General features: G+C 69.6%; 24 protein-coding genes. 10 read left to right on the forward strand and 14 right to left on the reverse strand.

Features of this window, described 5'->3' with window-relative positions:
- The 12 genes from ACTMMA_RS11850 to ACTMMA_RS11905 form a co-directional block, all read right to left on the reverse strand.
- The gene (locus ACTMMA_RS11850; protein ID WP_441190341.1) at positions 1-189 is read right to left on the reverse strand and encodes a hypothetical protein; all 189 of its coding nucleotides are present in this window, start codon (positions 187-189) and stop codon (positions 1-3) included.
- Between the two features lie 94 nt (positions 190-283).
- Entirely contained in the window at positions 284-1,195 is a 912-nt protein-coding gene (locus ACTMMA_RS11855) for a type II secretion system F family protein (RefSeq protein ID WP_441190342.1), read from the reverse strand.
- On the reverse strand, positions 1,192-1,866 hold the full coding sequence (locus ACTMMA_RS11860) for a type II secretion system F family protein (RefSeq protein WP_441190343.1): 675 nt from the start codon (positions 1,864-1,866) through the stop codon (positions 1,192-1,194). The genes ACTMMA_RS11855 and ACTMMA_RS11860 overlap by 4 nt, the downstream gene beginning before the upstream one ends.
- Before the next feature lie 188 nt (positions 1,867-2,054).
- On the reverse strand, positions 2,055-3,617 hold the full coding sequence (locus ACTMMA_RS11865) for a TadA family conjugal transfer-associated ATPase (RefSeq protein ID WP_441190344.1): 1,563 nt from the start codon (positions 3,615-3,617) through the stop codon (positions 2,055-2,057).
- Positions 3,618-3,631: 14 nt separating this feature from the next.
- Positions 3,632-4,420 (reverse strand): CpaE/TadZ family protein, encoded by a 789-nt coding sequence (locus tag ACTMMA_RS11870; protein ID WP_441190345.1) that lies wholly within the window; start codon positions 4,418-4,420, stop codon positions 3,632-3,634.
- A 7-nt stretch (positions 4,421-4,427) separates the two neighbouring features.
- Positions 4,428-5,120, reverse strand: coding sequence for an SAF domain-containing protein (locus ACTMMA_RS11875; protein ID WP_441190346.1), 693 nt, complete (start codon positions 5,118-5,120; stop codon positions 4,428-4,430).
- Between the two features lie 33 nt (positions 5,121-5,153).
- Positions 5,154-5,666 carry a hypothetical protein gene (locus tag ACTMMA_RS11880; RefSeq protein WP_441190347.1) on the reverse strand — a complete coding sequence of 171 codons (513 nt, stop codon included), beginning with the start codon at positions 5,664-5,666 and terminating at the stop codon, positions 5,154-5,156.
- Positions 5,667-6,058: 392 nt separating this feature from the next.
- Entirely contained in the window at positions 6,059-6,664 is a 606-nt protein-coding gene (locus ACTMMA_RS11885) for a hypothetical protein (protein ID WP_441190348.1), read from the reverse strand.
- Between the two features lie 227 nt (positions 6,665-6,891).
- Entirely contained in the window at positions 6,892-7,323 is a 432-nt protein-coding gene (locus ACTMMA_RS11890; RefSeq protein WP_441190349.1) for a helix-turn-helix transcriptional regulator, read from the reverse strand.
- A 96-nt stretch (positions 7,324-7,419) separates the two neighbouring features.
- Positions 7,420-8,571 (reverse strand): tyrosine-type recombinase/integrase, encoded by a 1,152-nt coding sequence (locus tag ACTMMA_RS11895; protein ID WP_441190350.1) that lies wholly within the window; start codon positions 8,569-8,571, stop codon positions 7,420-7,422.
- A 249-nt stretch (positions 8,572-8,820) separates the two neighbouring features.
- Complete coding sequence (locus ACTMMA_RS11900; RefSeq protein WP_441190351.1) at positions 8,821-9,168, reverse strand: type II toxin-antitoxin system PemK/MazF family toxin; 348 nt, start codon at positions 9,166-9,168, stop codon at positions 8,821-8,823.
- Positions 9,155-9,385, reverse strand: a complete 231-nt coding sequence (locus ACTMMA_RS11905; RefSeq protein WP_441190352.1) for a ribbon-helix-helix domain-containing protein — start codon at positions 9,383-9,385, stop codon at positions 9,155-9,157. Before ACTMMA_RS11905 ends, ACTMMA_RS11900 begins: the two co-directional genes overlap by 14 nt.
- Before the next feature lie 168 nt (positions 9,386-9,553).
- Here ACTMMA_RS11905 and ACTMMA_RS11910 point away from each other — a divergent pair, with 168 nt between their 5' ends.
- Entirely contained in the window at positions 9,554-11,278 is a 1,725-nt protein-coding gene (locus ACTMMA_RS11910) for a tetratricopeptide repeat protein (RefSeq protein ID WP_441190353.1), read from the forward strand.
- A 49-nt stretch (positions 11,279-11,327) separates the two neighbouring features.
- On the opposite strand, the gene ACTMMA_RS11915 is transcribed toward ACTMMA_RS11910, so the two are convergent.
- On the reverse strand, positions 11,328-12,923 hold the full coding sequence (locus tag ACTMMA_RS11915; RefSeq protein WP_441190354.1) for an ABC1 kinase family protein: 1,596 nt from the start codon (positions 12,921-12,923) through the stop codon (positions 11,328-11,330).
- Between the two features lie 111 nt (positions 12,924-13,034).
- Between ACTMMA_RS11915 and ACTMMA_RS11920 the strand changes: the two genes are divergently transcribed.
- The 8 genes from ACTMMA_RS11920 (at position 13,035) to ACTMMA_RS11955 (ending at position 21,138) form a co-directional block, all read left to right on the forward strand.
- Positions 13,035-13,661: a superoxide dismutase gene (locus ACTMMA_RS11920; RefSeq protein WP_441190355.1), complete on the forward strand. Its 627-nt coding sequence runs from the start codon at positions 13,035-13,037 to the stop codon at positions 13,659-13,661.
- Between the two features lie 146 nt (positions 13,662-13,807).
- Positions 13,808-15,208, forward strand: coding sequence for a sodium:proton antiporter (locus ACTMMA_RS11925; protein WP_441190356.1), 1,401 nt, complete (start codon positions 13,808-13,810; stop codon positions 15,206-15,208).
- Positions 15,209-15,326: 118 nt separating this feature from the next.
- The gene (locus tag ACTMMA_RS11930; RefSeq protein ID WP_441190357.1) at positions 15,327-18,326 is read left to right on the forward strand and encodes a DUF4040 family protein; all 3,000 of its coding nucleotides are present in this window, start codon (positions 15,327-15,329) and stop codon (positions 18,324-18,326) included.
- The gene (locus ACTMMA_RS11935) at positions 18,323-18,655 is read left to right on the forward strand and encodes a sodium:proton antiporter (protein ID WP_441190358.1); all 333 of its coding nucleotides are present in this window, start codon (positions 18,323-18,325) and stop codon (positions 18,653-18,655) included. Before ACTMMA_RS11930 ends, ACTMMA_RS11935 begins: the two co-directional genes overlap by 4 nt.
- A gap of 23 nt (positions 18,656-18,678) precedes the next feature.
- Positions 18,679-20,169, forward strand: coding sequence for a monovalent cation/H+ antiporter subunit D family protein (locus ACTMMA_RS11940; RefSeq protein ID WP_441190359.1), 1,491 nt, complete (start codon positions 18,679-18,681; stop codon positions 20,167-20,169).
- A complete protein-coding gene (locus ACTMMA_RS11945; protein WP_441190360.1) occupies positions 20,166-20,540 on the forward strand; it encodes a Na+/H+ antiporter subunit E in 375 nt (124 codons plus the stop codon). The genes ACTMMA_RS11940 and ACTMMA_RS11945 overlap by 4 nt, the downstream gene beginning before the upstream one ends.
- A complete protein-coding gene (locus tag ACTMMA_RS11950) occupies positions 20,537-20,797 on the forward strand; it encodes a monovalent cation/H+ antiporter complex subunit F (protein WP_441190361.1) in 261 nt (86 codons plus the stop codon). The genes ACTMMA_RS11945 and ACTMMA_RS11950 overlap by 4 nt, the downstream gene beginning before the upstream one ends.
- Positions 20,794-21,138, forward strand: coding sequence for a cation:proton antiporter (locus ACTMMA_RS11955; RefSeq protein WP_441190362.1), 345 nt, complete (start codon positions 20,794-20,796; stop codon positions 21,136-21,138). The genes ACTMMA_RS11950 and ACTMMA_RS11955 overlap by 4 nt, the downstream gene beginning before the upstream one ends.
- 218 nt (positions 21,139-21,356) lie before the next feature.
- On the opposite strand, the gene ACTMMA_RS11960 is transcribed toward ACTMMA_RS11955, so the two are convergent.
- Positions 21,357-21,929, reverse strand: coding sequence for a DUF5063 domain-containing protein (locus tag ACTMMA_RS11960; RefSeq protein ID WP_441190363.1), 573 nt, complete (start codon positions 21,927-21,929; stop codon positions 21,357-21,359).
- A gap of 141 nt (positions 21,930-22,070) precedes the next feature.
- Here ACTMMA_RS11960 and recR point away from each other — a divergent pair, with 141 nt between their 5' ends.
- Positions 22,071-22,685, forward strand: a complete 615-nt coding sequence (gene recR, locus ACTMMA_RS11965) for a recombination mediator RecR (protein WP_441190364.1) — start codon at positions 22,071-22,073, stop codon at positions 22,683-22,685.
- Positions 22,686-22,688 lie beyond the last annotated feature (3 nt).

Below are 22,688 nucleotides of genomic sequence, written 5' to 3' on the forward strand. Positions count from 1 at the left end.
TCAGCCCAGGCTGCCGATCTTGCCGGTAGCCCATCCCGTCAGCAGAGCACCGACCACGGTCACGAGGGCCACGATGATGACGGCCCACATGATGTGCTCGACGGTGATGGATCCCCTCTCGGGGTTCTCCCGCAGCTCAGCCGCCTTGGCCGAGATGACGGTGTGGGTGTTGATGATGCTTCGCTTCATGGGGTTCTTTCCTTTCGTGATCCCCTGCTTGTGGGTTTGTCTCTGGTTGGGTTGGAACAGCTCAGGGCATGTCTTGTCAGTCACGTGTTGGCAATCACCCCTCGAAAGCCAGGCGCAGGATTTGGGGGGTGATGAGAAGCCCGAGGAAGATGATTCCCAGCAGGGTCATCGGCAGGGTCATCCGCTCACTGATGGCGTTGGCCTCGGCTTTCTGGGCCTGGAGCATCGCTGAGCGCATGCTGGCGCTGCGGGCACGCAGCTGCTCGTAGACCTGGGCGCCTTCGTCGCCGGACAGCCGCATGATGTCGGCCAGCTCGTCCAGCTCGGTCACCCCGGTCTCTCTCCCCAGCTCGCGCATGGCGTCCCACGGGGTGGTCCCCGACCACCTGGTCCGTGCCAGCTCCTCCGCCACGCGCCGGAACGCCCAGGAGTCACCCACCGAGGCGGCCGCCTCCATCGCCTGTCGGGGGCCGGACCCGGCCGCCCGCTCGAGCGCGACCAGGTCGATGAACGCCCCCAGGGCGCGGCGGAACCCCAGCCGGGCCTTTCGTGCCTCGTCGATCACGTTGTAGTTGGGCACGAACCACAGGGCCGCAGCCAGCAGCAGGGAGGCTCCCACGGGGACGTAGGACGGCACCGCGTCCCAGGCGATCATCGGGACGATGCTCAGCAGCGGCCCGATCACCAGCCCGATGAAGGAGTAGAGCAGTTTCTCGCCGTAGAAACGGGTTCGGCTCATGCGCAGGATCGCCAGGTCCTGGGCCGAGACGCTGCCCCAGATGCGCGAGGGCAGGATCCTTTCGCCCAGGGAGCCCAGGACGTCCCGCACGTCGGCATCGCGACCGAGGCGTTCCTGTCGGCGGCCGACCTCCCGCGCGCCTTCGGGGGATAGCCGGGTGAGGGTTTCCCCGAGGTCTGGGTGGGCCGGCACCAGTCTGAGCACGAGCAGGGCTAGGCCGGAGCCGACCAGGGCCCCCGCGACCAGGATCAGTTGCAGACCGGTCATGCCGCCACCGCCTCGTCCCGCACGCTCTGTCCGATGAACCGCGGCATGGGCTTGCCCTGGGACATCTTCCTCATCCACAGCAGGGCTCCGGCGTACAGCGTCAGGAGGACGATGAGCAGCGCCTGCCCGAACGGGGTCCGGTAGGGGGCAACGTAGTCACCTGAGAGCGCCAGGAACCCCAGCACCGCCACGCTGATGAGGGTGATGAGCCGCGCGTTGCTCCGTGGCTTGGCCCGGTCCGCCTCGATCTCTCGTCGCGCACGTACATCGTCGCCGACCGACTCCGCCAGGGCGTCGAGCACGGAGGCCAGGCCGGCACCGCGGCGCTTGGCCCCCAGGATGAGGTTGGCCGCGATCAGGTCCCCGGTCGGGTCGTTGAGCTCGTCGGCGAAGATTCGCAATGCGGGCACGGTTCCCCAGCGGGCGCGAATCCGGCCCACTAATCGGGAGACCTCGGGCCGGATCGGCTCAGGCGTGGACCGCAGCGACGTCATGATGGCCTGCTCCAGCCCCACCCCGGCCGTCAGCACCCCGGACACCGATCGCACCCACTCCTCCATCGCCTCGAGCCGGCGGACCTCCGCGTCGGCCGGCGGGGCGCTCAGTAGGTACGGCAGGCCCAGGACGACCGCCGGGACCACCAGGATCGCAGCGACCCACCCGGTCACCACGGCGATGACCGCTCCTGCCGCTAGACCGATCAGGAGCAGACGGCGGGCACGAGGGGTGAGCCTGGACCCGCGCTGTCGCCTCGGCCGCTGAGGGCGGGCAGGGCGCGGCGGGTGTTTGCGCCAGGCCTGAACACCCACGAGAGCGCCCGCGACCAGCAGTGCACCGGCCAGTGCAGCCAGGAACGGTGTCATTGGATTTCACCCGACTCCCGCACGAAGGCGGGCAGGTCGAACCCGAAGCGTTCCAAGCTACGCAGCTCGTCCGGCAGCACCACCGGCCGCGCGACCCGCTCCCCCGGCGCGGCCCGGAAGATGTGGGTCGTGGCATACCCGCGCTGCTCCTCACCGGGGCTGACGGCGACGATCTCGGAGATGTAGCGGTGCACCCGCGCCTCCCCGTTCTCCAGGGGCTCAACCTCCTTGGTCACGTGGGCGATGATGTTGATGCCGGCCGCGACCGCACGGACGGCGAAGCTGTGGGTGGCGTGAGCACCCGCCTCCATGACACAGGTGACCAGTTTCTCGATCGCTCCCACGGCGTTGGCCGCGTGGGTCGTGCTGATCGAGCCGGACCCCGACTGCATGGCCTTGAGCATCGCCATCGCCTCGGGGCCTCTGACCTCGCCCACGATCTGCCGGTCCAGGTTCATCCGGAAGCTGCTGAACAGCAGGTCAGCCAGGGTCACCTCACCGGCCCGTTTGCCGTCTGGTCCGATCTCCCCCGATCCCGGCCGGGCCTCATAGGCGAAGGCGTAGGGGTGGCGGTCAGGCATCTCGTGCAGGTGCAGCTCGTACTCCGTCTCGAAGGTCGCGATCACCTCCGGCTTCGGGATCTCCCCGCACAGTGCCCGGATCATCGTGGTCTTCCCGGCGCTCTGTGCACCGGAGACCACCACGGACATCCCGCTGCGGATCGCGGACGCCAGGAAGGAGGCTGCCAGAGCGGTCAGAGCCTGACGCTCCACCATCTCCTCCAGGGAGACCCGAGTCATCCGGTGCCGGCGGATGACCACCTGGGGGACCGGGCAGACCCACGCCTGAGCTGCCAGTCGCGACCCGTCGTCGAGGCGCAGGTCGAGCCGAGGGTGGGAGGGGGAGAATGGACGGGGGTTGACCTCGGATCGGGTGGCTACGAAGGCGAGAAACTCGATCAGCTCCTCGTCCGACTCCGCCACCTTGGGCCCGGGGACCTGCCGTCCTCCGGTGAGACCGAGCGCGACCCTGTCGTGCCCGAAGATCATCACGTTCTCGACCTCGTCGTCATCGACCAAGGGCTGTAGACGTCCCAGGCCGAAGACGGCATCGAACACGGCCCGTGAGATCCTGCCCTGCTCTGCCGTGCCCCAGACCTCTTGGCCGGCTCGCGCGCGTTCGTTCGACTCACGCGCCAGCAGCTCACCGATCAGCTCCCAGCCTCGGTCGTGCTGTGCCTCCCGGTCCTCCAGCATGGTGCCGGCCGATTCCTGGCTGAGGCGGTCAGCGACCTCCTGGCGGATCCGGGCGATGAGGGTCCAGTCCAGGCTCTCGCTGTCGCGCCAGTCGTTGGCCGAGGGCCGTTGTCCCACATCGGTGGAGCGGGCCGCCACAGAGCCCTCCGTCGAGTCGACCGACCGAAGCGGGGTGACTCCCGCCAGCGAGAACGAGCTGCGTCGGCGGCCCTGCCTGGGCCCCTCTGCTCGCCCGCCGGTCCCGTCCGTGCGGAACAGCGGGAGGGCCGCCGGGTCAGTTCCGGCCCCCGTCTCTGGATGCACCGCGGACTCCTCCATCAGACCCCACCTTCCGTCTCTGTGACGACCAGTTCTGCTCGCCCCTGCGCGATTGCGGCCGCGATCGAGGTATCTGCTCGCTGCAGGCTGCGGACCAGTCCGCTCTGGCCGAGCTTGCGAACCTGCTGCCCGGCGGAGAACGCCGCCGCGGCCTTGGGGTCCCACTCCACCGAGGCGATCAGGGGGAGCCCGAGGACCTGGGGTATCTCCTTGGCGGCGTAAGGCCGGCCTGGGCCCACCACCAGCAGCCCCGTCGTGCTGCCCGCCCCGACCTCCTCAGCCTCGGAGGCGATCGTAGATGCCCAGGACCGGGCGCCCGCCAGGGCCACCAGGTCGGACCGGACCACCAGGAGCGTGAGGTCTGCCCCTCGCGCGATCTGGCTGGCCGAACCGGTCAGGCCCAGACGACCGAGGTCGACGATCACGTCCTGACCTGTGCCGGCCAGTGCCTTCAGTGCCGATAACAGGGGATCCCAGAGAGGCTTGAGCGCGGCGGCCTGCACATGAGAGCGCATCCCGGGGATCAGAGACACCTTCGAGTCGGGGATCGGGACCAGGACCTGCGGCAGTACCTCACGCAGCCGGCCCTGGGTGAAGGCCATGTAGAGGTCGATGAGAGCGTCAGGGGGCGTGACCTGCCCCCGTAGATAGCCCGCGAGGTAGGCCGACCCGCCGGTGGGGTCCGCGTCGACCAGCAGTGTCGGGCGAGAGCGGGACAGTGCCAGCCCTAGAGCGGTCGTCGTGACCCCTGGTGAACCGGAGGCGGACGTCAGCGCGATCACTGCCATGGGCCCCTCACCCCTCCCGGCTGTCCAGGACGACCGCGACCCGGTTGGCTGCGGCCCACTTGGCCACCTCCGCCGCGTCGCGCTCGTCCAGGACCACGGACAGGACGGTCTGGCCCATGTCGGTGGTGCTCACCGCGGTCACCTCAGCGGGCACCTCCAGGCCGCCCTCCAGGGTGGCCGGGTCGCCCTGCCCGGCGGTGCCGATGAGCCTGACCGGGTCGCCGCTGCGCAGCGGCTCCCCCGGCATGGACCCGGGGGTGAGGGCCAGACCGACCACCGTCTGGCCCTCACCCGGGACGAGCTCGGGTGCGACGTGCTCCGGTGTGAGCAGCATGCCCGCGGTGAGGTCGCGGGCAACCCGCTGTCCCACGACGGCGTCGAGCTGGCCCGCCGGCACGGCCCGCAGCGCAGGATCCAGGTGCACCCGCACGACCATCAGGTCAGCGTCTGTGATCTGACTCCCTCGGGGCACGTCCGAGCGGACGGCAACCACCTGGGTGCTGTCCGTCGAGGTACTCCACACCCACACGCCCAGCAGCGCGCCGGCGACGATGAGCAGCAACGCGACGAGGGTGCCGATGATGGGGCGGCGGCGCAGCTTGGGCGGGGCTGGCAGCGTGGGCGCCCCGCCCCCGGTGTAGTCCCCGGCGGGTGGGACGGACTCCCCCGTCTGCGCGTTGTGTGTGATAGTTGTCGACATTGGATCCCCTCTTCTGGTGAGCCTGAGGAGGGCTCACTGGCTGATGACCTGCATCTCTCCCATGGCGATCTGGGTGTCAGCAGTGAAGTCCATCTCAATGGTTCCGGACTGGCCCATCCCCGCCCACGCGATGACCCAGTAGCTGGTGGCCGTGACGGTGTACCGCCCGTCCTCCTCGTAGGTGTGGCCGCAGTCGGGAGAGGGCTGGTCTTGGAAGACATCTTCATAAGGTGTCCCCGGTGTGGTGCAGGTCACCGTGGTCCCGTCGCCCATGTCCCAGACGACGTGGTCGACCTGGCCCGTTGCGCTGACGGAGTAAGGGCCGTTCGTCGCGGTCCGGGTGATCGAACCCCAGGTCGAGGGTCCCTCATCCTCCACCCACATGTAAGTGGGCAGGCCGATTATCCCGACGAAACCCGGGGCGTCGTGCGGGACGATGCCAATGTCGAACGCTCTAAGGTTCATCGCCTCGACCGCCTCGAGCGCCAAGTCTCGCGGGTCGGGCGGTGCCCCCCATGGCGGCACCGCCGACCAGCGCGGGATCACCTCATCCGGGAGAGGGTCCGTGGGGGTGATGCCTCGAGCACAGTCGTAGATCGCGCCATCGGCACGCCCACCCCACGCCGGGTCACCCCACACCGGCTGGGGGTTGGTGTACTGGGTATAGCAGCCCCAACTCGCAGACCAATACCATCCGTCCACGATGCACGGGACCTCTGACTCTGAGACCCAGTCCCAGCACACGGCCGGCCCCTCGTCGCCACCACCCCCACCGCCCCCTCCACCCCCACCTGGCGGGGGATAATCCGGCGGGGGCGGCATCACGAAGATCACGCACTGCCCAGTCCAGGGGTCTGTCTCGCTACAGGTGACGGGGTCTGCGGTCGCGGCCGGCCCCGCCAACCAGCCCAGGAGCCAGGCAACCACCAGGCCCCACATCAATCTGGGCATGGCTCACTCTTTGACACGTCGTCGACGACGATCCAGCCGTACTCGGTCTCCTCCTCACGCTCCAGGACAACACTGTGAACGAGGCGGTTGGAGGTCCGCTCCGGCGTCACGTCCTCCCCCGCGGCATTGGTCACAGTGGCCTGCGAGTAGTCCAAGCACGCGCGGACGTCCGCACCGTCACCCTCGATGGCCGGGGGGCTGATCATCTCGACCGCTCGGGTCCCACCGAAAGTAAGCTCCTGCTCTCGATAGGAGATCAGTTGGGTGACCCACTTCTCTCGGGCAACGTCCCTCGACCACGGGTAGATGATCTCGACGTCAGCTCCCGAGTAGGCCTCGTCGAGGGCCTCGAAGTAGCCCTCAACGGTCTTCTGGATCGCCAGATCGTCTTCGAGTGCCTCGGTCGTCACCGCCACCGCGTCTGCTGGCCTCGGCGGCGAGGACGTCGCGGCCGATTCCTCTGTGGGCATGGACGTCACGGCTGCCGCGGTAATCGTGGCCGTCCCCGGATCCACACTCTCCGTGTCGGCGCAGCCACCCAGCGTCGCAATAGCCAGCAGCGCAGTCGTGACCATCAAGCCGGTTCGTCTCATCGCAGTTCCTTCCCTGCTCCCATAAAGCGCCAGATCGACGCCTGAGGTTCACCCCACTACAGAATGTCACTATAGCGTTAGCCTTTCAGCGAAGTAGCGTGGCGCGTCAAGCGCCTAGACCACCGGAGAGTTGGGACTCTCCCCCCACGCTTGCCAGGCAGGCTACCGCGCCTTCGCCGGTGCCGGCTCGACCTCACGCACACCTGTGGACAACCGGCCGGCCCTGGCTAACTGCGGCTTTCCCTCACGAGTGCGACAGCCTTCTCGACCTCTGTCACGTCGACGTCGAATATCGACGCCAGCAGGAGTCGGTCTTGCGCGTTGGGGAGGGTCTCGCCCTTCTCCCAGCGGAAGACGGTGCGCTGGGTCTTCGTCACGGCCGCTGCGACCTCGCGCACGGTCAGGCCGACTCGCGTCCGCAGGTCCCGCAAGTCCTTGGCCTGTGCCGCGGCCGGTGCAGGCATGTTAAGAAGCTGCGCCAGGAGTCTTATGACGTAAGGGCGGGGAGTCGTGCGGCCCTGCTCCCACGCCGACACGCGCTGGTTGTGGACCCTCAGCCGGTCGTCCTTAGCGCGCAGCAGCGCGGCCAACTCACTCTGGGTGAGGCCAGCACGCAGACGAGACGCACGCAGCTGATCAGCGCTGAACCACTCACCCACGGCACATAGCCTATTCGGGGGTGGCGCCAGGGTTGGCAGGAGCACCAGAGTGCCCTCGCGTGTCGGACTGGTGAGTTCGAAGGCATCCTGATCGGGTCACCGCTGGGCGAGGCGAGGGGTGGGATCACCTCCGGTCGACTGCGCCAGGCGTGACATTGCAGCGGCAATCGATGCGTCTCGGCCCCGGGCGGCATGTTGGTACCGCATGGCAGCCTGGGGTGTGGAGTGACCTATGCGGGCCATGAGTTCGGCGATGGTCGCCCCTGATTGAGCCGCCAGGACGGCACCTGTGTGGCGGAGGTCGTGGATGCGCAGGTCTGGGCGTCCGGCTGCGTCCCGAGCTCGGTACCAGTGGCGGTAGATGGTGTTGGGGTGGACCTGCAGGCCAGGGTCCTTCACGGACGAGAAGAGCAGGGCATCCCGCCCACCTTCGACATGCTCCTGCAGATGAGCCTCCAGGCTCGGCAGCAGATGTGGCGGAATCGCAATGGTGCGGACCCCGGCGCCGCTCTTCGGCTCACCAACGGCAACCTGACCCTCGAACCGGACCACACCCCGGCGTACATGCAGTGTCCCTGTCCTCAGTTCGACATCTCGACGGCGCAGCTCTGCCATCTCTCCGAAGCGGAGTCCGCACCAGGCCCCGATCAGGACCAGCGCCCGGTAACGGTCCGGCATGTGCTCGACAAGGATGGCCAACTCATCCAAAGAGGCTGGCTCCACATGCCTGGCCCTCTTTGTTGACCCGGCACTACGCAGCTTGCACGGGTTGGAGGCCAGGATCTCGTCGTCCACCGCGGTCTTCAGGATGGATCGGAGCAGGCTGTAGGCGTGTGCGCGCTGGGTCGGCCGCGTCGGGTCGAGTTCGCTGAACCAGGCGCGGACCACCGCAGGAGTGATGTCACGTAAAGCCACATGGGCGAAACTCGGCATCAGGAAGCGATCGAACAGTCGGCGGTAGAGGGCGCGCGTTCGCGGCTTCAGGTCGCGCTGCTCGAGCCAGGACTCCGCGTATGGGCCGAACTCTTCCGTCTTCCGTCTGACCTGAGCCCGTCGTGACCTGGCCGGCGACCACACATCGTCCTGGACAAGCCTGCGCTCGTGGACAAGCCAGGCCTCCGCGTCCGCCTTCGTATCGAACGTCGACGGAGCGCGGTGGAAGCCCTGATCCGGGCCCATGTAGAAGGCCTGGTAACGACCGTTGGTGCGCCGACGAATCGTTCCGAAGTCCCGCTTGGCACGCGGCACAAGTGGTCACCTCCCGTCAGAACTGGGCATAACTAGGGCATAACTAGAGCCATCCTCTGGTCGCTTGTGCCCGACCCTCTCACGCGCTAGTGTAGCCGTTATCGCAGGTCAGATACTTGTGACCCAGGCCAGAGCCAGCCCCTTGGGAGTAGGAGAGACAGTTTCAAATCCTGTCACCCCGACCATGGCCAGACGACTCGGCCACGTCGATCTTGCGCAGCTCACGGTTGACCGTGCCGCGTCTGGGGGTCATAGCTGCAGATGGATTCGCAATGCGTCGTCGACCGCGGCCATGAGGCGCGGCGGCACCCGGCCTACTGCGAGGCCAACCCTCTCGACTGCAACGGAGCGCACCTGCTCCGCCTGCGCCTTGGAGTCCACCCGCAGCCCTGTCTCGGCAGCTGGCAGCAGAACCTGGAACGGGAAGACACGCTCCACGTTGCTGGTGACGGGCACGACAGTGACGACGCCGCGACCGAGTCGTTGAGCCATGACGTTCGCCCGATCATTGCTGACAAGCACGACGGGGCGCCGCTTGTTGGCCTCGCTACCACGGACTGGATCCAGATCGACGAGAAGGATCTCACCGCGCAGCATCGGTGAGCCCGTCCGAAGACGCTGACGCCCACGCGTCTTCCTCCCCCGCGACGGCCCACTCCTCCCAGGCGGCGGCATAGGCCGCCTCGAGCTGCGGGTCTTGCAGTCGGCGGATGGCCCGCTGGACGCCAGCGGACCTCGACCCGAGGCCCGCTTCTTCGACGTACCGGTCGAGGATCGCCAGATCGTCTTCGCTCAGACTCACGCTCACCTTCATGACAGCATCCTACCGGGGTAGGACCTTGCTTACTACCACAGTAGTAATATCTGGCGCCCGCCTCGTGGAGGAGAAGCTCAGCGACCGCCCCCGTCGCCAGCCCTGGGGAACTGCGAAGTTCACGGCCCCTGTGTCAGAGTGCTGGCAGACGGCGAGCAGGAGAGCACGGTGGACGACTACTTCGACCTCGGGACCTACTCCCGACCGGTGACGACGACCTCGGCGGAGGCGCAGCGCTGGTTCGACCGGGGGCTGGTGTGGACCTATGGCTTCAACCACGAGGAGGGTGCACGCTGCTTCGAGAAGGCGGCGCAGGCGGACCCGGGCTGCGCGATGGCGCACTGGGGCATCGCCTACGCACTCGGCCCCAACTACAACAAGCCGTGGGAGTTCTTCGACGAGGAGGATCTGCGCACGACGGTGCAGCGCACCCACGACGCGATCGAGCGGGCCGAGGAGCTGGCGCCGCACGCGTCCCCGGTCGAGCAGGCGCTCATCGGGGCGCTGCGGCACCGCTACACGGTGGACGCGGAAGGGGCCGACTTCTCCATCTGGAACGAGGGGTATGCAGCCGCGATGGGTGAGGTCTACGACGCCCACCCGGAGGATCTGGACGTGGCGACGCTCTACGCCGACGCGCTGATGATGCTCACCCCCTGGGAGCTGTGGGACCTGGGCACCGGAGAACCCGCACCGGGGTCCCGGGCCAGGGAGGCCACCGAGATCCTCGACCGCGTCATGGCGACCACCGAGGGACGGGAGCATCCGGGCGCGCTGCACTTCTACATCCACCTGTGGGAGATGTCGGCCACCCCCGAGCGTGCGCTCACCGTGGCCGACCGGTTGCGCAACCTCGTGCCCGACGCCGGCCACCTCCAGCACATGCCGACCCATCTCGACGTCCTCTGCGGCGACTACCGCCAGGTGATCGCCACCAACCAGGCGGCCGTCCTGGGCGACCGACGGTTCGTCGAGGCGCGTGGCCCGCTCAACTTCTACACCCTCTACCGCGCCCACAACCTGCACTTCATCGTCTACGGCGCGATGTTCTCCGGCCAGTCCCAGATCGCGATGGAGGCGGTCGAGGAGCTGGAGCGGTCCATCCCGGAGGAGCTGCTGCGCGTAGAGTCACCGCCGATGGCGGACTGGCTCGAGGGCTTCCTGTCGGTCCGCGTGCACGCCCTGATCCGATTCGGCCGCTGGGAGGAGATCCTCGAGATCCCCGAGCCAGGCGACCCCGAGCTCTATGCGACCACGGTGGCCATGCGGCACTACGGGCGCGGTGTCGCACTGTCCGCCCTGGAGCGCGTCGGGGAGGCGGAGGCGGAGCGCGAGCTGTTCAGAACCGCATACCAGGCGGTGCCGGAGTCGCGCACCATCTTCAACAACACCTGCCGGGACATCCTCGGGGTCGCCTCGGCGATGCTGGACGGCGAGCTGGAGTACCGCCGCGGCGAGCACGACACCGCCTATGCCTCTCTCCGTCGCGCGATCGAGCTGGACGACACGCTGCCCTACGACGAGCCGTGGGGCTGGATGCAGCCGACCCGGCACGCCTACGGCGCACTGTTGCTGGAGCAGGGCCATGTCGAGGAGGCGCTCGCGGTCTACCGCGCCGACCTCGGCCTCGACGACACGCTGCCGCGCACCCTCCAGCATCCCGGGAACGTGTGGGCGCTGCACGGCTTCCACGAGTGCCTCACCACCCTGGGCCGGGACGAGGAGGCCAGGCTGGTCGAGGGACAGCTCCGGCTCGCCAGAGCGGTCGCCGACGTCCCGGTCGTGGCCTCGTGCCTGTGCCGGCTCAGCGCGGTGCACGCAGCGAAGGACGCGGCGACGGTGTCGGAGGCTCGGCCGGCGGGGTGCTGCAGCGACGAGCCGGCGCGGGACTGAGCGGGGCGAAGGCCCCGACCTGGCGCGCAGGGCGACCGTCCTGCCGGGGTCACCTTCTCGGGCGCCGGCGGACCGTCCCTGTGGAGAGGTAGCTGCCGAGAGCGCCGAGCGCGGCCCCGCCCCCGACGACGAGGGGGCCCTTGAGCCGACGCCAGCGGCCGCTGTCCGAGGCGATGATGCCGCCGAGTCCGTTGATGAGGGCGGCTGCGATCACTCCCGCGATCATCCGGTTGCCGACCCGGTCTGCCTCGCGCAGGAGGTGGTCGAGCTCGCTGGAGCGCAGATGGACGTCGAAGCCGCCGCGTTCGAGCACCCGGGCCAGGTTGCGCATCGTCTCGGGCGTCTGGGCACCTGCCTCGACCAGCCCCCTGACCGACTGCGTCAGGCGCTCGGCGACCGCCTCGGGCGAGTGCCGCTCACGGGCGAGCCGCTCGGCGTAGGGCGCCAGGACCGCACCCAGCTCGAAGCCGGGGTCGAGGCGACGGCCCAGCCCCTCGGCCATGAGGAGCATCTTGAAGAGGAGGGCGAGGTCCTGCGGCAGGCGCAGCCGGTGGCGCCGGGCCAGCCCGAGCACCTCGGTGATGAGCTCGGTGAGCGCCAGGTCGGCCAGCGACAGCCCGCCGAAGCGCCGGACCAGCGGACGCAGGTCGTCGGCGAGCGCCCGGCGGTCCACGTCCTCCGGCTGGCCGACGAGCTCCAGCAGCGCGCGGACGGTGCGGTCGAGGTCGCCGCGCAGCAGGTTGATGAAGAGGGCGACGAGCTGGTCGCGCACCTCGTCGCCCAGCTCGCCGACCATCCCGAAGTCGATGACCGCGAGCTCGCCGCCGGCACCGACGAAGAAGTTGCCGGGGTGGGGGTCGGCGTGGAAGAAGCCGTCCTCGAAGACCATCGTGCACAGCACGCCGGTGGCACGGGCAGCCAGGTCGCGCCGGTCGATCCCGGCGGCACCGAGCGCCGCGAGGTCGTCGATTTTCAGCCCCTCGACGCGCTCGAGGGTGAGCACCCGGGAGGTCGTGGTCTCCCAGAAGACGCGGGGGACATGGACGCGCGGGTCGTCGGCGAGGCTGGTCGCGAAGCGCTCGGCGTTGCGGGCCTCCTTGAGGTAGTCCAGCTCGGCGCGCAGGGTGGTCGCGAACTCCTGGACGATGCCGACGAGGTCGTAGCCTCGGGCCAGCTCGGAGTGGGCGGCCGCGAGGTGGGCCAGCCGCTCGAGGATCTCCAGGTCGGTCCGCACCGTCTCGACCGCCCCGGGCCGACGGACCTTGACCACGACCTCGGTCCCGTCGAGCCTCGCGGTGTGGGCCTGGCCGATGGACGCGCTGGCCAGCGGCTCCGCGTCGAAGCGGTCGAAGACGTCCGCGCTGCCCAGCTCCTCCTCGATCGCGGCGAGGATGTCCGCGGTCGGCACCGGCGCCGCGGAGTCCTGGAGCCGCGCCAGTTCGGAGGTATAGGCCGGGGGCAGCAGGTCGGACCGGGTCGAGAGCACCTGGCCGAGCTTGACGAAGGTGGGGCCCAACGCCTCCAGGGCCAGGACCAGTCGCTCCGGCCGTCCCTTCCCGGCGACCCCCTCACCCACGAGGAAGCCGAGGCCGTGACGGGACAAGGTCTCGACGATCTCCCGGGTGCGCTCCCGCCGCAGTCCCACCGCGACCACCTCTCATTCGGTGCCGTCCACGATACTCACCGGGACGTCTCCGAGCGCCGCGGCTATAGTCGAGGAAGTCCGCCGAACCCCATCTTGAGGAGTTGATGTGCCGTGAGCACCTACAGCCTTCCGGACCTTCCCTACGACTACTCCGCCCTCGAGCCGCACATCAGCGCCGAGATCATGGAGCTGCACCACTCCAAGCACCACCAGGCCTACGTCGACGGCGCCAACACCGCGCTGGAGAAGTTGGCCTCGGCCCGTGAGTCCGGCGACTTCGGCACCGTGCCGATGCTGGAGAAGAACCTCGCCTTCAACCTGGGTGGCCACACCAACCACTCGGTCTTCTGGAACAACATGTCCCCCGACGGCGGCGACAAGCCGACCGGCGACGTCGCGAGCCTGATCGACGAGCACTTCGGCTCCTTCGACGGCTTCAAGGGCCAGTTCGAGGCCGCCGGCAGCACGATCCAGGGCTCCGGCTGGGCCGTCCTGGCGTGGGACTCCATCGGCGCCAAGCCGCTGATCTTCCAGCTCTGGGACCAGCAGGGCAACGTGCCGCTGGGCCTGACCCCGCTGCTGATGCTGGACATGTGGGAGCACGCCTTCTACCTGCAGTACAAGAACGTCAAGGCCGACTACGTCAAGGCCTGGTGGAATGTCGTGAACTGGAGCGACGTCGAGACCCGCCTGGCCAACGCCAAGAAGGCCACCTCGGGACTCATCGTCCCCGCCTGACCGGCGCGACCGCATACCCCGCGGTCACCTGAGCACCACCCCGAGCGGGGCGGGAGGTCGAACCTCCCGCCCCGCTCCGGTGTCCGCGGGTCTAGAGTGCCGCCATCGGCCGCCGCGCACGACGACCGAGACGGACGGAGGTCGGTGTGGAAGTCCAGTGGTGGAGCATCCTCCCCTTCGCGATCATGCTGGGCACGATCGCCGTGGCGCCTCTGCTCGAGGCGACCCGCCACCTGTGGGAGCAGCAGCGCGTCCAGCTCCTCGTCGCCCTTGCCCTCGGGCTCCCGGTCGCGCTCTGGTTCCTCGTCGCCGGCGAGGGCGCCGCGGTCGTGCACGCGCTGGTCGAGTACGGCCAGTTCATCTGCCTGCTGCTGGCCCTCTTCGTCGTCTCCGGCGGCATCTTCCTGGCCGGCGACGTGCGGGCCACCCCCAAGGTCAACACCGCCTTCCTGGCCGTCGGTGGCGTGCTGGCCAGCTTCATCGGCACCACGGGGGCGGCCATGCTGCTCATCCGGCCGCTGCTCAACACCAACCGGGGGCGCACCAACCGTGCCCACACCGTGATCTTCGCGATCCTCATCGTCGCCAACTGCGGCGGGCTGCTGACCCCGCTGGGTGACCCGCCGCTGTTCCTGGGGATGCTGCGGGGAGTGCCCTTCACCTGGACCTTCACCCTCTTCCCGATGTGGCTCTTCGTCAACATCCTGCTGCTGGTGACCTTCATCGGGCTGGACCGACGGCTCTACGCCCTCGAGCCGGCCCTGGTGAAGAAGAAGGACCTGGAGGAGGTTGAGCCGCTGCGCATCCGGGGCGGGATCCACTTCCTCTACCTCGGGATGGTCGTGGCCGCCGTCGCCTTCCTGCCCAGCCTGGACCTGCACTCCATCGAGACCGGGCACGCCTCCCTGACCGACTGGGTCCCCTGGCGCGAGCTGGTCATGATCGGCGTGAGCATCCTGTCGCTGCGCACCGGCAGTCAGTCGGCCCGGTGGGTCGACAACAACTTCAAGTGGGGCCCGATCCAGGAGGTGGCCGCGCTCTTCATCGGCATCTTCCTGACGATGATCCCGGCGCTGCGCTACCTGGCCCAGATCGCGCCCAGCCTGCCGCTGAACGAGGTCACCTTCTTCGTCTTCACCGGTGGGTTGTCGGCCGTCCTGGACAACGCGCCGACCTACCTGACCTTCTTCGAGATGGCGCGCGAGCTCGGCGGCGAGCCGGCCGTCGCCGGAGTCTACGAGCCCTACCTGGTCGCGATCAGCCTCGGCGCGGTCTTCTGCGGCGCCATCACCTACATCGGCAACGGCCCCAACTTCATGGTCAAGGCCGTCGCGGACAGCCACGGGGTGCCGATGCCCTCGTTCGGCGGCTACGTGGTCTGGACCTTCCGCTATCTCGTCCCCGTCCTGGTCGCGATGGTGCTCATCTTCATCGCCGACCCCGGCTGGGCCCACCTGCTCGGCTGGATCCTGACGGGGCTGCTGCTGGTCCGGGCGTTGCGGGGCTACGTGATGAGCAAGTTCCGGCTGAGCCCGGCCCACCGTTGAGCCACCTGCTCAGGAGCCGGACCACCCCCGTATAGGGTGAATCCATGCCCATGACCGGACGCGCCCCGCGCCCGTCCCGTCGGGTGCCCGTGAGGGGGCGGATCACGGGGGTCGACTCATGAGCCTGATCTGGACGCTGGCCCTGTGCGCCCTGGCCGTCGTCGCCAGCTTCCCACTCACCAGCTGGCTCGGACGGCACGCGGGATGGCCGCTGGCCGCGATCTACCTCGGGGCAGCGGCCGCCTACCTGCCGGCGGCCCGGGCCGTGATGGCCGGGGGGACCGTCGAATGGTCGATGCCGTGGGTCCCCCAGCTCGGGCTGGAGCTGGCGCTGCGCGCCGACGGGCTCGGCACGGTCTTCACCTTCATCGCGCTGGTCATCGGCGCCGTCGTCCTGGCCTACTCGACGTCCTACCTGTCGGCCGGTCGCAACCTCTCCTTCTACCTCTACATGGCGATCTTCACCGTCTCCATGGTGGGGCTGGTGCTGGCCGACGACCTCCTCCTGCTCTTCCTGTGCTGGGAGCTGACCTCGCTGGCCAGCTTCTTCCTCATCGCCCGCTCGGGCTTCAGCGGTGAGGCCGCCTCGATGCGGACCCTGCTGGTGACCTTCCTGGGCGGGCTCGGCCTGCTGGCGGCCGTCACCGCCATCGCCGTCCGCACCGGCACGACCACGCTCAGCGAGGCGCTCGCGCACGAGGTGTGGAGCACCAACCCGGGCTTCACCACCGGTGTCGCGCTCCTGGTGATCCTGGCCGCCTTCACCAAGTCTGCGCAGTTCCCCTTCCACGTGTGGCTGCCCGACGCGATGGCCGCGGCCACCCCGGTCAGCGCCTATCTGCACGCGGCCGCGGTGGTCAAGGCCGGGATCTTCCTGCTGATGCGCTTCTCCCCGGCCTTCCACGACGTGCCGGTCTGGAACGTCCTGCTCATCACGGTCGGCCTGTTCACCTGCGGCCTGGGCGGCTGGTTCGCCCTGCAGAAGACCGACCTGAAGAAGCTCATGGCCTACTCGACGGTGAGCCAGCTGGGTCTGATCGTGGCCACCATCGGCGTCGGCACCGAGTGGGCGCTGGCCGCCGCGATGGTGCACGTCATCGCGCACGCTCTCTTCAAGTCCGGGCTGTTCATGATGATCGGCGTCATCGACCACGCCACCGGCACCCGCGACGTGCGGCGGCTGCCGCAGCTGCGCGGGGCCATGCCGCTGGCGTTCTGGACGACGGTGCTCGGCTGCGCGTCGATGGCCGGCGTGCCTCCGATGCTCGGCTTCATCTCCAAAGAAGGCGTCTTCACCGCGCTGCGCGAGGCCCCCGGAGGGGCCTGGGCCGGCTGGGCCGCCCTGGCCGGCGGGGTGCTGACGGCCGTGGTCACCTTCTCCTACTGCGCCAAGATCGTCTTCAACGGCTTCGTCGACGGGCGCGGCCACGAGCGCTGGCCCGAAGACCGGCCGCTGCACGCGACCCCGTGGCCGCTGGGGGTCTTCGCGGCGCTGCCGATCCTGGCCGGGCTGCCCCTGGCCCTCGTCGTCGGCGTCCTCGACATCCCGGTGACGCAGGCGGTCGCGGCGATGCACCCCGCGAGCGGCGAGGCCGTCCACCTGGCCCTGTGGCACGGCGTCAACCTCGAGCTCATCGCCTCCCTGCTGGTGATCCTGGCCGGCCTCGTGGTCATCGCCCGGCGCCGGACCCTCTTCCCCCGCCTCGAGAAGGACACCTTCTCCTTCGACGGCGCCGACGCCATCCGCGTCCTCACCGACGGCGCAGCCCGGGTCGGCGGCGTCATCGCCGCATCCGTCCGGGCCGACAACCCCACGCGCCACCTGGTCGCACAGTTCCTCAGCCTGGTCGCCGTCGTGCTGGGCGGCGTGGGCTATCTCGTCGCGACCGACCAGCTCTCCCCGGCGCAGCCCGGCCTGTGGCGCTGGATCGACGTGGCGGTCCTGGCCGTGGTGGCCGGCGCGGTGCTCATCCTGTGCCGCGCCGAGTCCCGGCTCGCGGCGGTCGTCGCGCTCTCTGCCGTGGGCATCTCGGCCACGGTCCAGATCTTCGCCCTCGGCGCCCCGGACGTCGGGCTCACCCAGCTGCTCGTGGAGGCCCTCACCGTCCTGATGATCATGCTGGTCCTGCAGCGGCTGCCCCTCGGCTTCGGGCGTGGCCCCCGGTGGGGCAACCGGGCGGCCCTGGTCGTCGCCGTCAGCGCCGGCCTGGCCGTCGGCGTCGGCGTCTGGGCCCTGACCGGCCGCCGCGAGCGCAGCGAGGTGGCCCTGTGGTTCCTCGAGAACACTTACGAGGTCTCCGGCGGCAACAACGTCGTCAACGTGATCCTCGTCGAGTTCCGCGCGCTGGACACCTTCGGCGAGCTCACCGTGCTCGGCATGGCCGCCGTGGCGATGGTCGCCGTCCTGTCCACCATCCGCCACCGCTTCCTCGACCCGCCGCCGGAGGCGGACCCCAACCACGTCCCCCTCCCCGAGGTGCCGTTGCGAGAGAGGGGCAGCACCGCATACCTCGCGATCCAGGAAGCCTGGGGCAACGCGGTGCCGATGCAGCTGCTGGTCAAGCTCACCGTCCCCGTCCTCGCCGCCATCTCGCTGATCCTCTTCTGGCGCGGGCACAACGCGCCGGGCGGTGGCTTCATCGCGGCGCTGGTCGGGTCCACCATCGTCGCGCTGGTCTACCTCAGCTCGGCCCGCGACCGTCAGATCGGTCCACCCCGGCTCCCGCTGCGGCTCGTCGCCGCCGGCGTGATCACCGCCGTGCTCAGCGGGGTATGGGGCATGCTCGGCGGCTCCTCCTTCCTCCAGCCGCTGAGCACCCACCTCGGCAACGCCCACCTGACGACAGCGATGGTCTTCGACCTGGGTGTCTACCTCGCGGTGCTGGGGCTGGTCATGGAGGCCTTCAACCTGCTCGGCGCCACGGAGACGGACGAGGGCACCCGTGAGCGCGCCGACGAGTCGGTCGAGGGCGAGGTGAGCGGGCCGATGGAGAGCTCGCGCGGGGAGACCGCCGAAGAGGCGTCGCTGCTCGAGGTCAACCGGCGCTCGCGCCTGCTGCAGTCCGGTCTCGGGTCCGGTGGCAGGTCCGTCCGGGGCCGCGAGGAGGACGGGTCATGATCCTGCCCATCACGATCGGTGTGCTGACCACCGGCGCGGTCTATCTCATGCTGCAGCGAGGCATGGTGCGCATCATCTTCGGCCTGGCGCTGCTCAGCCACGCCGCCAACCTGACCCTGCTGACCGTCGGCGTCAACGCCTGGCGCGGTGAGCCCCTGCTCGACCGGACCTCCGTGGACGTGGCCGGTGACCCCTTGCCGCAGGCCTTCGTGCTGACCGCCATCGTGATCACGCTCGCCGTCACCGTGCTGATGCTGGCCTTCGCCGTGCTGGGCCACAACGACGACACCAAGAAGCACCCCGAGACCGGGGAGAACCACGACCGATGATGACCGGCGCTCTCCTCCCCCTCGTGGCAGCCCTGCCGATCGGCGCGGCCGCGCTCGCCGTCGTGCTGCGCAGCGTGATCGGTCAACGACTTCTGCTCGTGGCGGTCCCGGTGCTGACCTCGCTGGCCGCCGTCGACCTGCTGCGCCTGCACCGGAGCACGCCGGTGCTGGCCGAGAACGTCGGCGCCTTCGCCCCCGGCATCGCGATCCCCTTCGTCTCGGACACCCTGACCGCGCTGATGCTGCTGGTCACCTCGGTGACCTCGCTGGCCTGCCTGGTCTTCATGATGCTCACCGGCGAGGACCGCTACCGCCTCGTGCCGCCCCTGGTGCTGATGCTCCTGGGTGGCGTCAACGGCGCCCTGCTGACCGGGGACCTGTTCAACCTGTTCGTCTTCATCGAGGTCATGCTGCTGCCCTCCTACGCGCTCATCGCGGTGACGGGCACCTGGCGGCGGCTGGGGATCGGCCGGACCTTCGTCATCATCAACCTGCTCACCAGCACGATCCTGCTGATCGGGGTCGGCCTGGTCTACGCCACCGCCGGCTCGGTCAACCTGGCCGTGCTGGCGGGGGCCGCGGTCAGCGACCCGCGCACGGCGCTCAGCTCGGCCATCGTGCTCCTGGCGCTGTCGGTCAAGGGTGCCGTGGTGCCGATCCACACCTGGCTGCCGCGGACCTACCCGGGCACGTCGGCCTCGGTGATGGCGCTGTTCTCGGCGCTGCACACCAAGGTGGCGGTCTACGCGATCTACCGGATCGTGGCGACCCTCTACGAGGGCGAGCCGCCGTGGGGGCTGATCCTGGCCGTCCTGGTCGGCCTGACGATCGTCGTCGGCGCCTACGGCAGCCTCGGGGAGCACATCATGCGCCGGGCGCTGAGCTGGCAGATGATCGCCGGCATCGGGCACATCCTGCTCGGCCTGGTCATCTTCACCGAGCTGTCCCTGGCCGCCGGCATCTTCTACCTCCTGCACCACGTGGTGACGATGGGGGCTCTGCTCCTGGGCGCCGGAGCGATCGAGCAGACCTATGGGTCGGGCCGCTACGAGCGGCTCTCCGGGCTGGTGCGCCGGGACGTGCTGCTCACGATCTGCTACGCCTTGGCGCTGATGTCGCTGGTGGGCCTGCCGCCCTCGTCCGGCTTCATCGGCAAGCTCTCCCTGGTGCAGGCCGCGGCCGGGGCCGGGGGCTCGGCGCAGGTCGTCCTCATCACCCTCATCTGCGTGGCGGCCCTGGGTGCGCTGGTGTCCATGCAGCGCCTGTGGGTCGGAGTCTTCTGGGGGCCGGACATGACCACCTACCGTCCCGACTCCCCCGAGACCGGCCGCGCGGACCGGCAGGAGCTGCCCGCGGACGTGCGCGTGCGGCCGCTGCTGTTCGCGCCGGCGGCCGGGCTGGTGGTGCTCCAGCTGGCGATGTTCGTGCTGGCCGGTCCTCTGATGGGCCTGACCAGCCGGGCCGCCCAGGGTCTGATGGACCTCGCCCCCTACGTGCAGGCGGTGCTCGGATGATTTCACCGCTGCACACCCTGTCCTACGCCGGCTACATCGTCGCGGAGGTCGTCTCCGGGGCCGTGGAGGTGGCCAGGGACGTGATGACACCGGGACTGAAGGTCTCGCCCGCGATCGTCGAGCTGCCCCTGCACTGCGAGACGGACCTGGAGATCAGCATGATGGCTTCCTCCATCACGATCACCCCCGGGACGGTCACGCTGGGCATCGCGCCGGCCGTCGGCGACCGCCCGCCGACGCTGTTCGTGCACGCGCTCTACGGGCAGGACCGTGACGAGCTGGTCGACGGGCTACGCGACATGGAGCACCGGCTGCTGAAGATGACCCGGGGCGTGGCGGGCGCCGACGAGGCGATGGCGGTGGAGCTGTGATCTACGTCGTCATCGCCACCACCGCGATCCTCGTGCTGTCGGCGGTCGTCGGGCTCGTGCGGCTGCGGACCGCCACCGACGACGCCTCGGTGGCCGCGGTCAGCGACCTGGTCTACTTCTGTGCCGTCGGGATGCTGCTGATGGGCGGGATGGCCGTCGCCTCCGCCGTGACCCTCGACGTGGCGGTCCTCGCATCGATGATCGGCATCCTGGCCACGGTCTCCCTGGCCCGCATCCTGACGAGGGGGCGCCGATGAGCGAGAACCTGGCCGTCATCATCGTCGTCGGCGTGCTCTGCATCGGCGGGGCGCTGTTCGTGCTCGCCAGCGCCGTCGGCATGCTCCGCGTGCGGGACGGCGTCTCCCGCGTCAACGTCCTCAGCGGCGCCACCGGCGTCGGCATGCCCGCCATCGTGGCAGGGATCTACGTCAACAGCGTCGCGGTCGACGGCTTCGACGGGCTGGCGCTCTTCAAGGCGCTGGTGGCCGTCGGGGGCTTCGTGGTGATGTCCTCGGTCGCCTCCAACGCGTTGGGTCGGGCGGCCTACCGCTCCGGCGCCCCGCTGGACCCCGCCACCGACCCCAACGAGCTGGCCTGAGCCCAACCCACCTCCGGCCCGTAGGCCCGACCTCGGCCGGCAGGGGCTGTCGGCCAGGACAGCGACGGGACGCGGAGCGTCAAGCCAGGCCCTACGGGTTTGCTCGCTCACAGCGAGCAAACCCGTAGGCCGGCAGACCGTGTCGCCGCTGCGGTGCAGACCGTGTCGCCGGTCGAGGGGGAGATGGCGGGCGGCAGGCGGGGTGTCGCGCGCTCCGCTCAGTCCACGGCGTGGAGGGCGGCCATCTCGGCCTCCATGACGTCCTCGTCGGAGGCATCGAGACGCACGTGCGCGAGCAGGGTCAGCAGGACCCGCAGGGCGCTGGCCGCGCGCTCGCCCCACGACGACAGATAGCTGAACTGCCACCACCACATGGCCTCCGTGGCACGGCCGGCCTCGTAGTGGGCCTGCCCGTGCTGGAGGTCGGCGGCGATCGCGACGAGGTCCGCCGCCAAGGATCCATCCGTGACCTCTCCGGAGAGGACGGGGTCCTCGAGGTCGCAGTAGTGGTCCAGCCCGCCGAGCAGTGCGTGCAGGGACTCCCGCGTGCGCTCCAGGTCCTGGTCGGGCCCGGCGTCGGGCTCGAACCTCTCCTCCGGGATGACGTCCACGAGTGCCCCGATGCGAGCTCCGGCCCCGCACAGCTGACCCAGCGCCAGCAGCAGCACCGGGAGGGCCGAGTCCGGCGCCTCCCCCGACGTCACCTCGTCCACGGACGCGAAGAACGTCCGCACCTCCTGGTGCATCTCCTCCGCCAGCACGCCCCAGCCGTCGCTGTCGACCTCGCTCATAAGGCCCACCATAGGCCCCACACCGCGGCCGTGGGGAGAGCGGAGGAGGACTCTGGGCCGCGACCCGCCCGAGCTCACCCAGCCCCGCTCCCGAGCGCGCCTGGCGCACCCACCCGGGCACACCGCATACAGTCGATCCTTGTGTATGAGGGTGTGGTCCAGGACCTGATCGACGAGCTCGGCCGGCTGCCCGGCGTGGGGCCCAAGGGCGCGCAGCGGATCGCCTTCCACCTGCTCCAGGCCGATCCTGACGACATCACCCGGCTCTCCGACGCCCTCATCCAGATCCGCGAGAAGGTGCAGTTCTGCCAGATCTGCGGCAACGTCGCCGAGGCGGAGGAGTGCCGGATCTGCCAGGATCCGCGCCGGGACGCGGGCCTGATCTGCGTGGTGCAGCAGTCGCAGGACGTGGCCGCCATCGAGCGGACCCGGGAGTTCCGCGGGCGCTATCACGTGCTCGGTGGCGCCATCAACCCGATCGGCGGTGTCGGGCCGGAGGACCTGCGGGTGCGCGAGCTCGTCGCGCGGTTGGCCGACGGCCAGGTCAGCGAGGTCATCATCGCCACCAATCCCAACCTCGAGGGCGAGGCGACGGCCACCTACCTGGCGCGGATGCTCGCCCCCTTCGACGGGGTGCGGGTCAGCCGGCTCGCGTCCGGTCTGCCGGTCGGCGGCGATCTGGAGTATGCGGACGAGGTCACCCTGGGGCGCGCGTTCGAGGGCAGGCGCGTGCTCTCCTCGGGCACGCCCGGGTGAGCT

The sequence above is a fragment of the Ornithinimicrobium panacihumi genome (genome assembly GCF_052073805.1).
GTDB classification, from domain to species: domain Bacteria; phylum Actinomycetota; class Actinomycetes; order Actinomycetales; family Dermatophilaceae; genus Ornithinicoccus; species Ornithinicoccus panacihumi.

Excerpts from the sequence above, each read along its gene's own strand:
- ACTMMA_RS11945 (WP_441190360.1), top strand. The coding sequence starts at position 20,166 with ATGATTTCACCGCTGCACACCCTGTCCTACGCCGGCTACATCGTCGCG.
- ACTMMA_RS11855 (WP_441190342.1), bottom strand. The coding sequence starts at position 1,195 with ATGACCGGTCTGCAACTGATCCTGGTCGCGGGGGCCCTGGTCGGCTCC.
- ACTMMA_RS11955 (WP_441190362.1), top strand. The coding sequence starts at position 20,794 with ATGAGCGAGAACCTGGCCGTCATCATCGTCGTCGGCGTGCTCTGCATC.
- ACTMMA_RS11935 (WP_441190358.1), top strand. The coding sequence starts at position 18,323 with ATGATCCTGCCCATCACGATCGGTGTGCTGACCACCGGCGCGGTCTAT.
- ACTMMA_RS11870 (WP_441190345.1), bottom strand. The coding sequence starts at position 4,420 with ATGGCAGTGATCGCGCTGACGTCCGCCTCCGGTTCACCAGGGGTCACG.
- ACTMMA_RS11960 (WP_441190363.1), bottom strand. The coding sequence starts at position 21,929 with ATGAGCGAGGTCGACAGCGACGGCTGGGGCGTGCTGGCGGAGGAGATG.
- ACTMMA_RS11875 (WP_441190346.1), bottom strand. The coding sequence starts at position 5,120 with ATGTCGACAACTATCACACACAACGCGCAGACGGGGGAGTCCGTCCCA.
- ACTMMA_RS11930 (WP_441190357.1), top strand. The coding sequence starts at position 15,327 with ATGAGCCTGATCTGGACGCTGGCCCTGTGCGCCCTGGCCGTCGTCGCC.
- ACTMMA_RS11900 (WP_441190351.1), bottom strand. The coding sequence starts at position 9,168 with ATGCTGCGCGGTGAGATCCTTCTCGTCGATCTGGATCCAGTCCGTGGT.
- ACTMMA_RS11885 (WP_441190348.1), bottom strand. The coding sequence starts at position 6,664 with ATGAGACGAACCGGCTTGATGGTCACGACTGCGCTGCTGGCTATTGCG.
- ACTMMA_RS11905 (WP_441190352.1), bottom strand. The coding sequence starts at position 9,385 with ATGAAGGTGAGCGTGAGTCTGAGCGAAGACGATCTGGCGATCCTCGAC.
- ACTMMA_RS11850 (WP_441190341.1), bottom strand. The coding sequence starts at position 189 with ATGAAGCGAAGCATCATCAACACCCACACCGTCATCTCGGCCAAGGCG.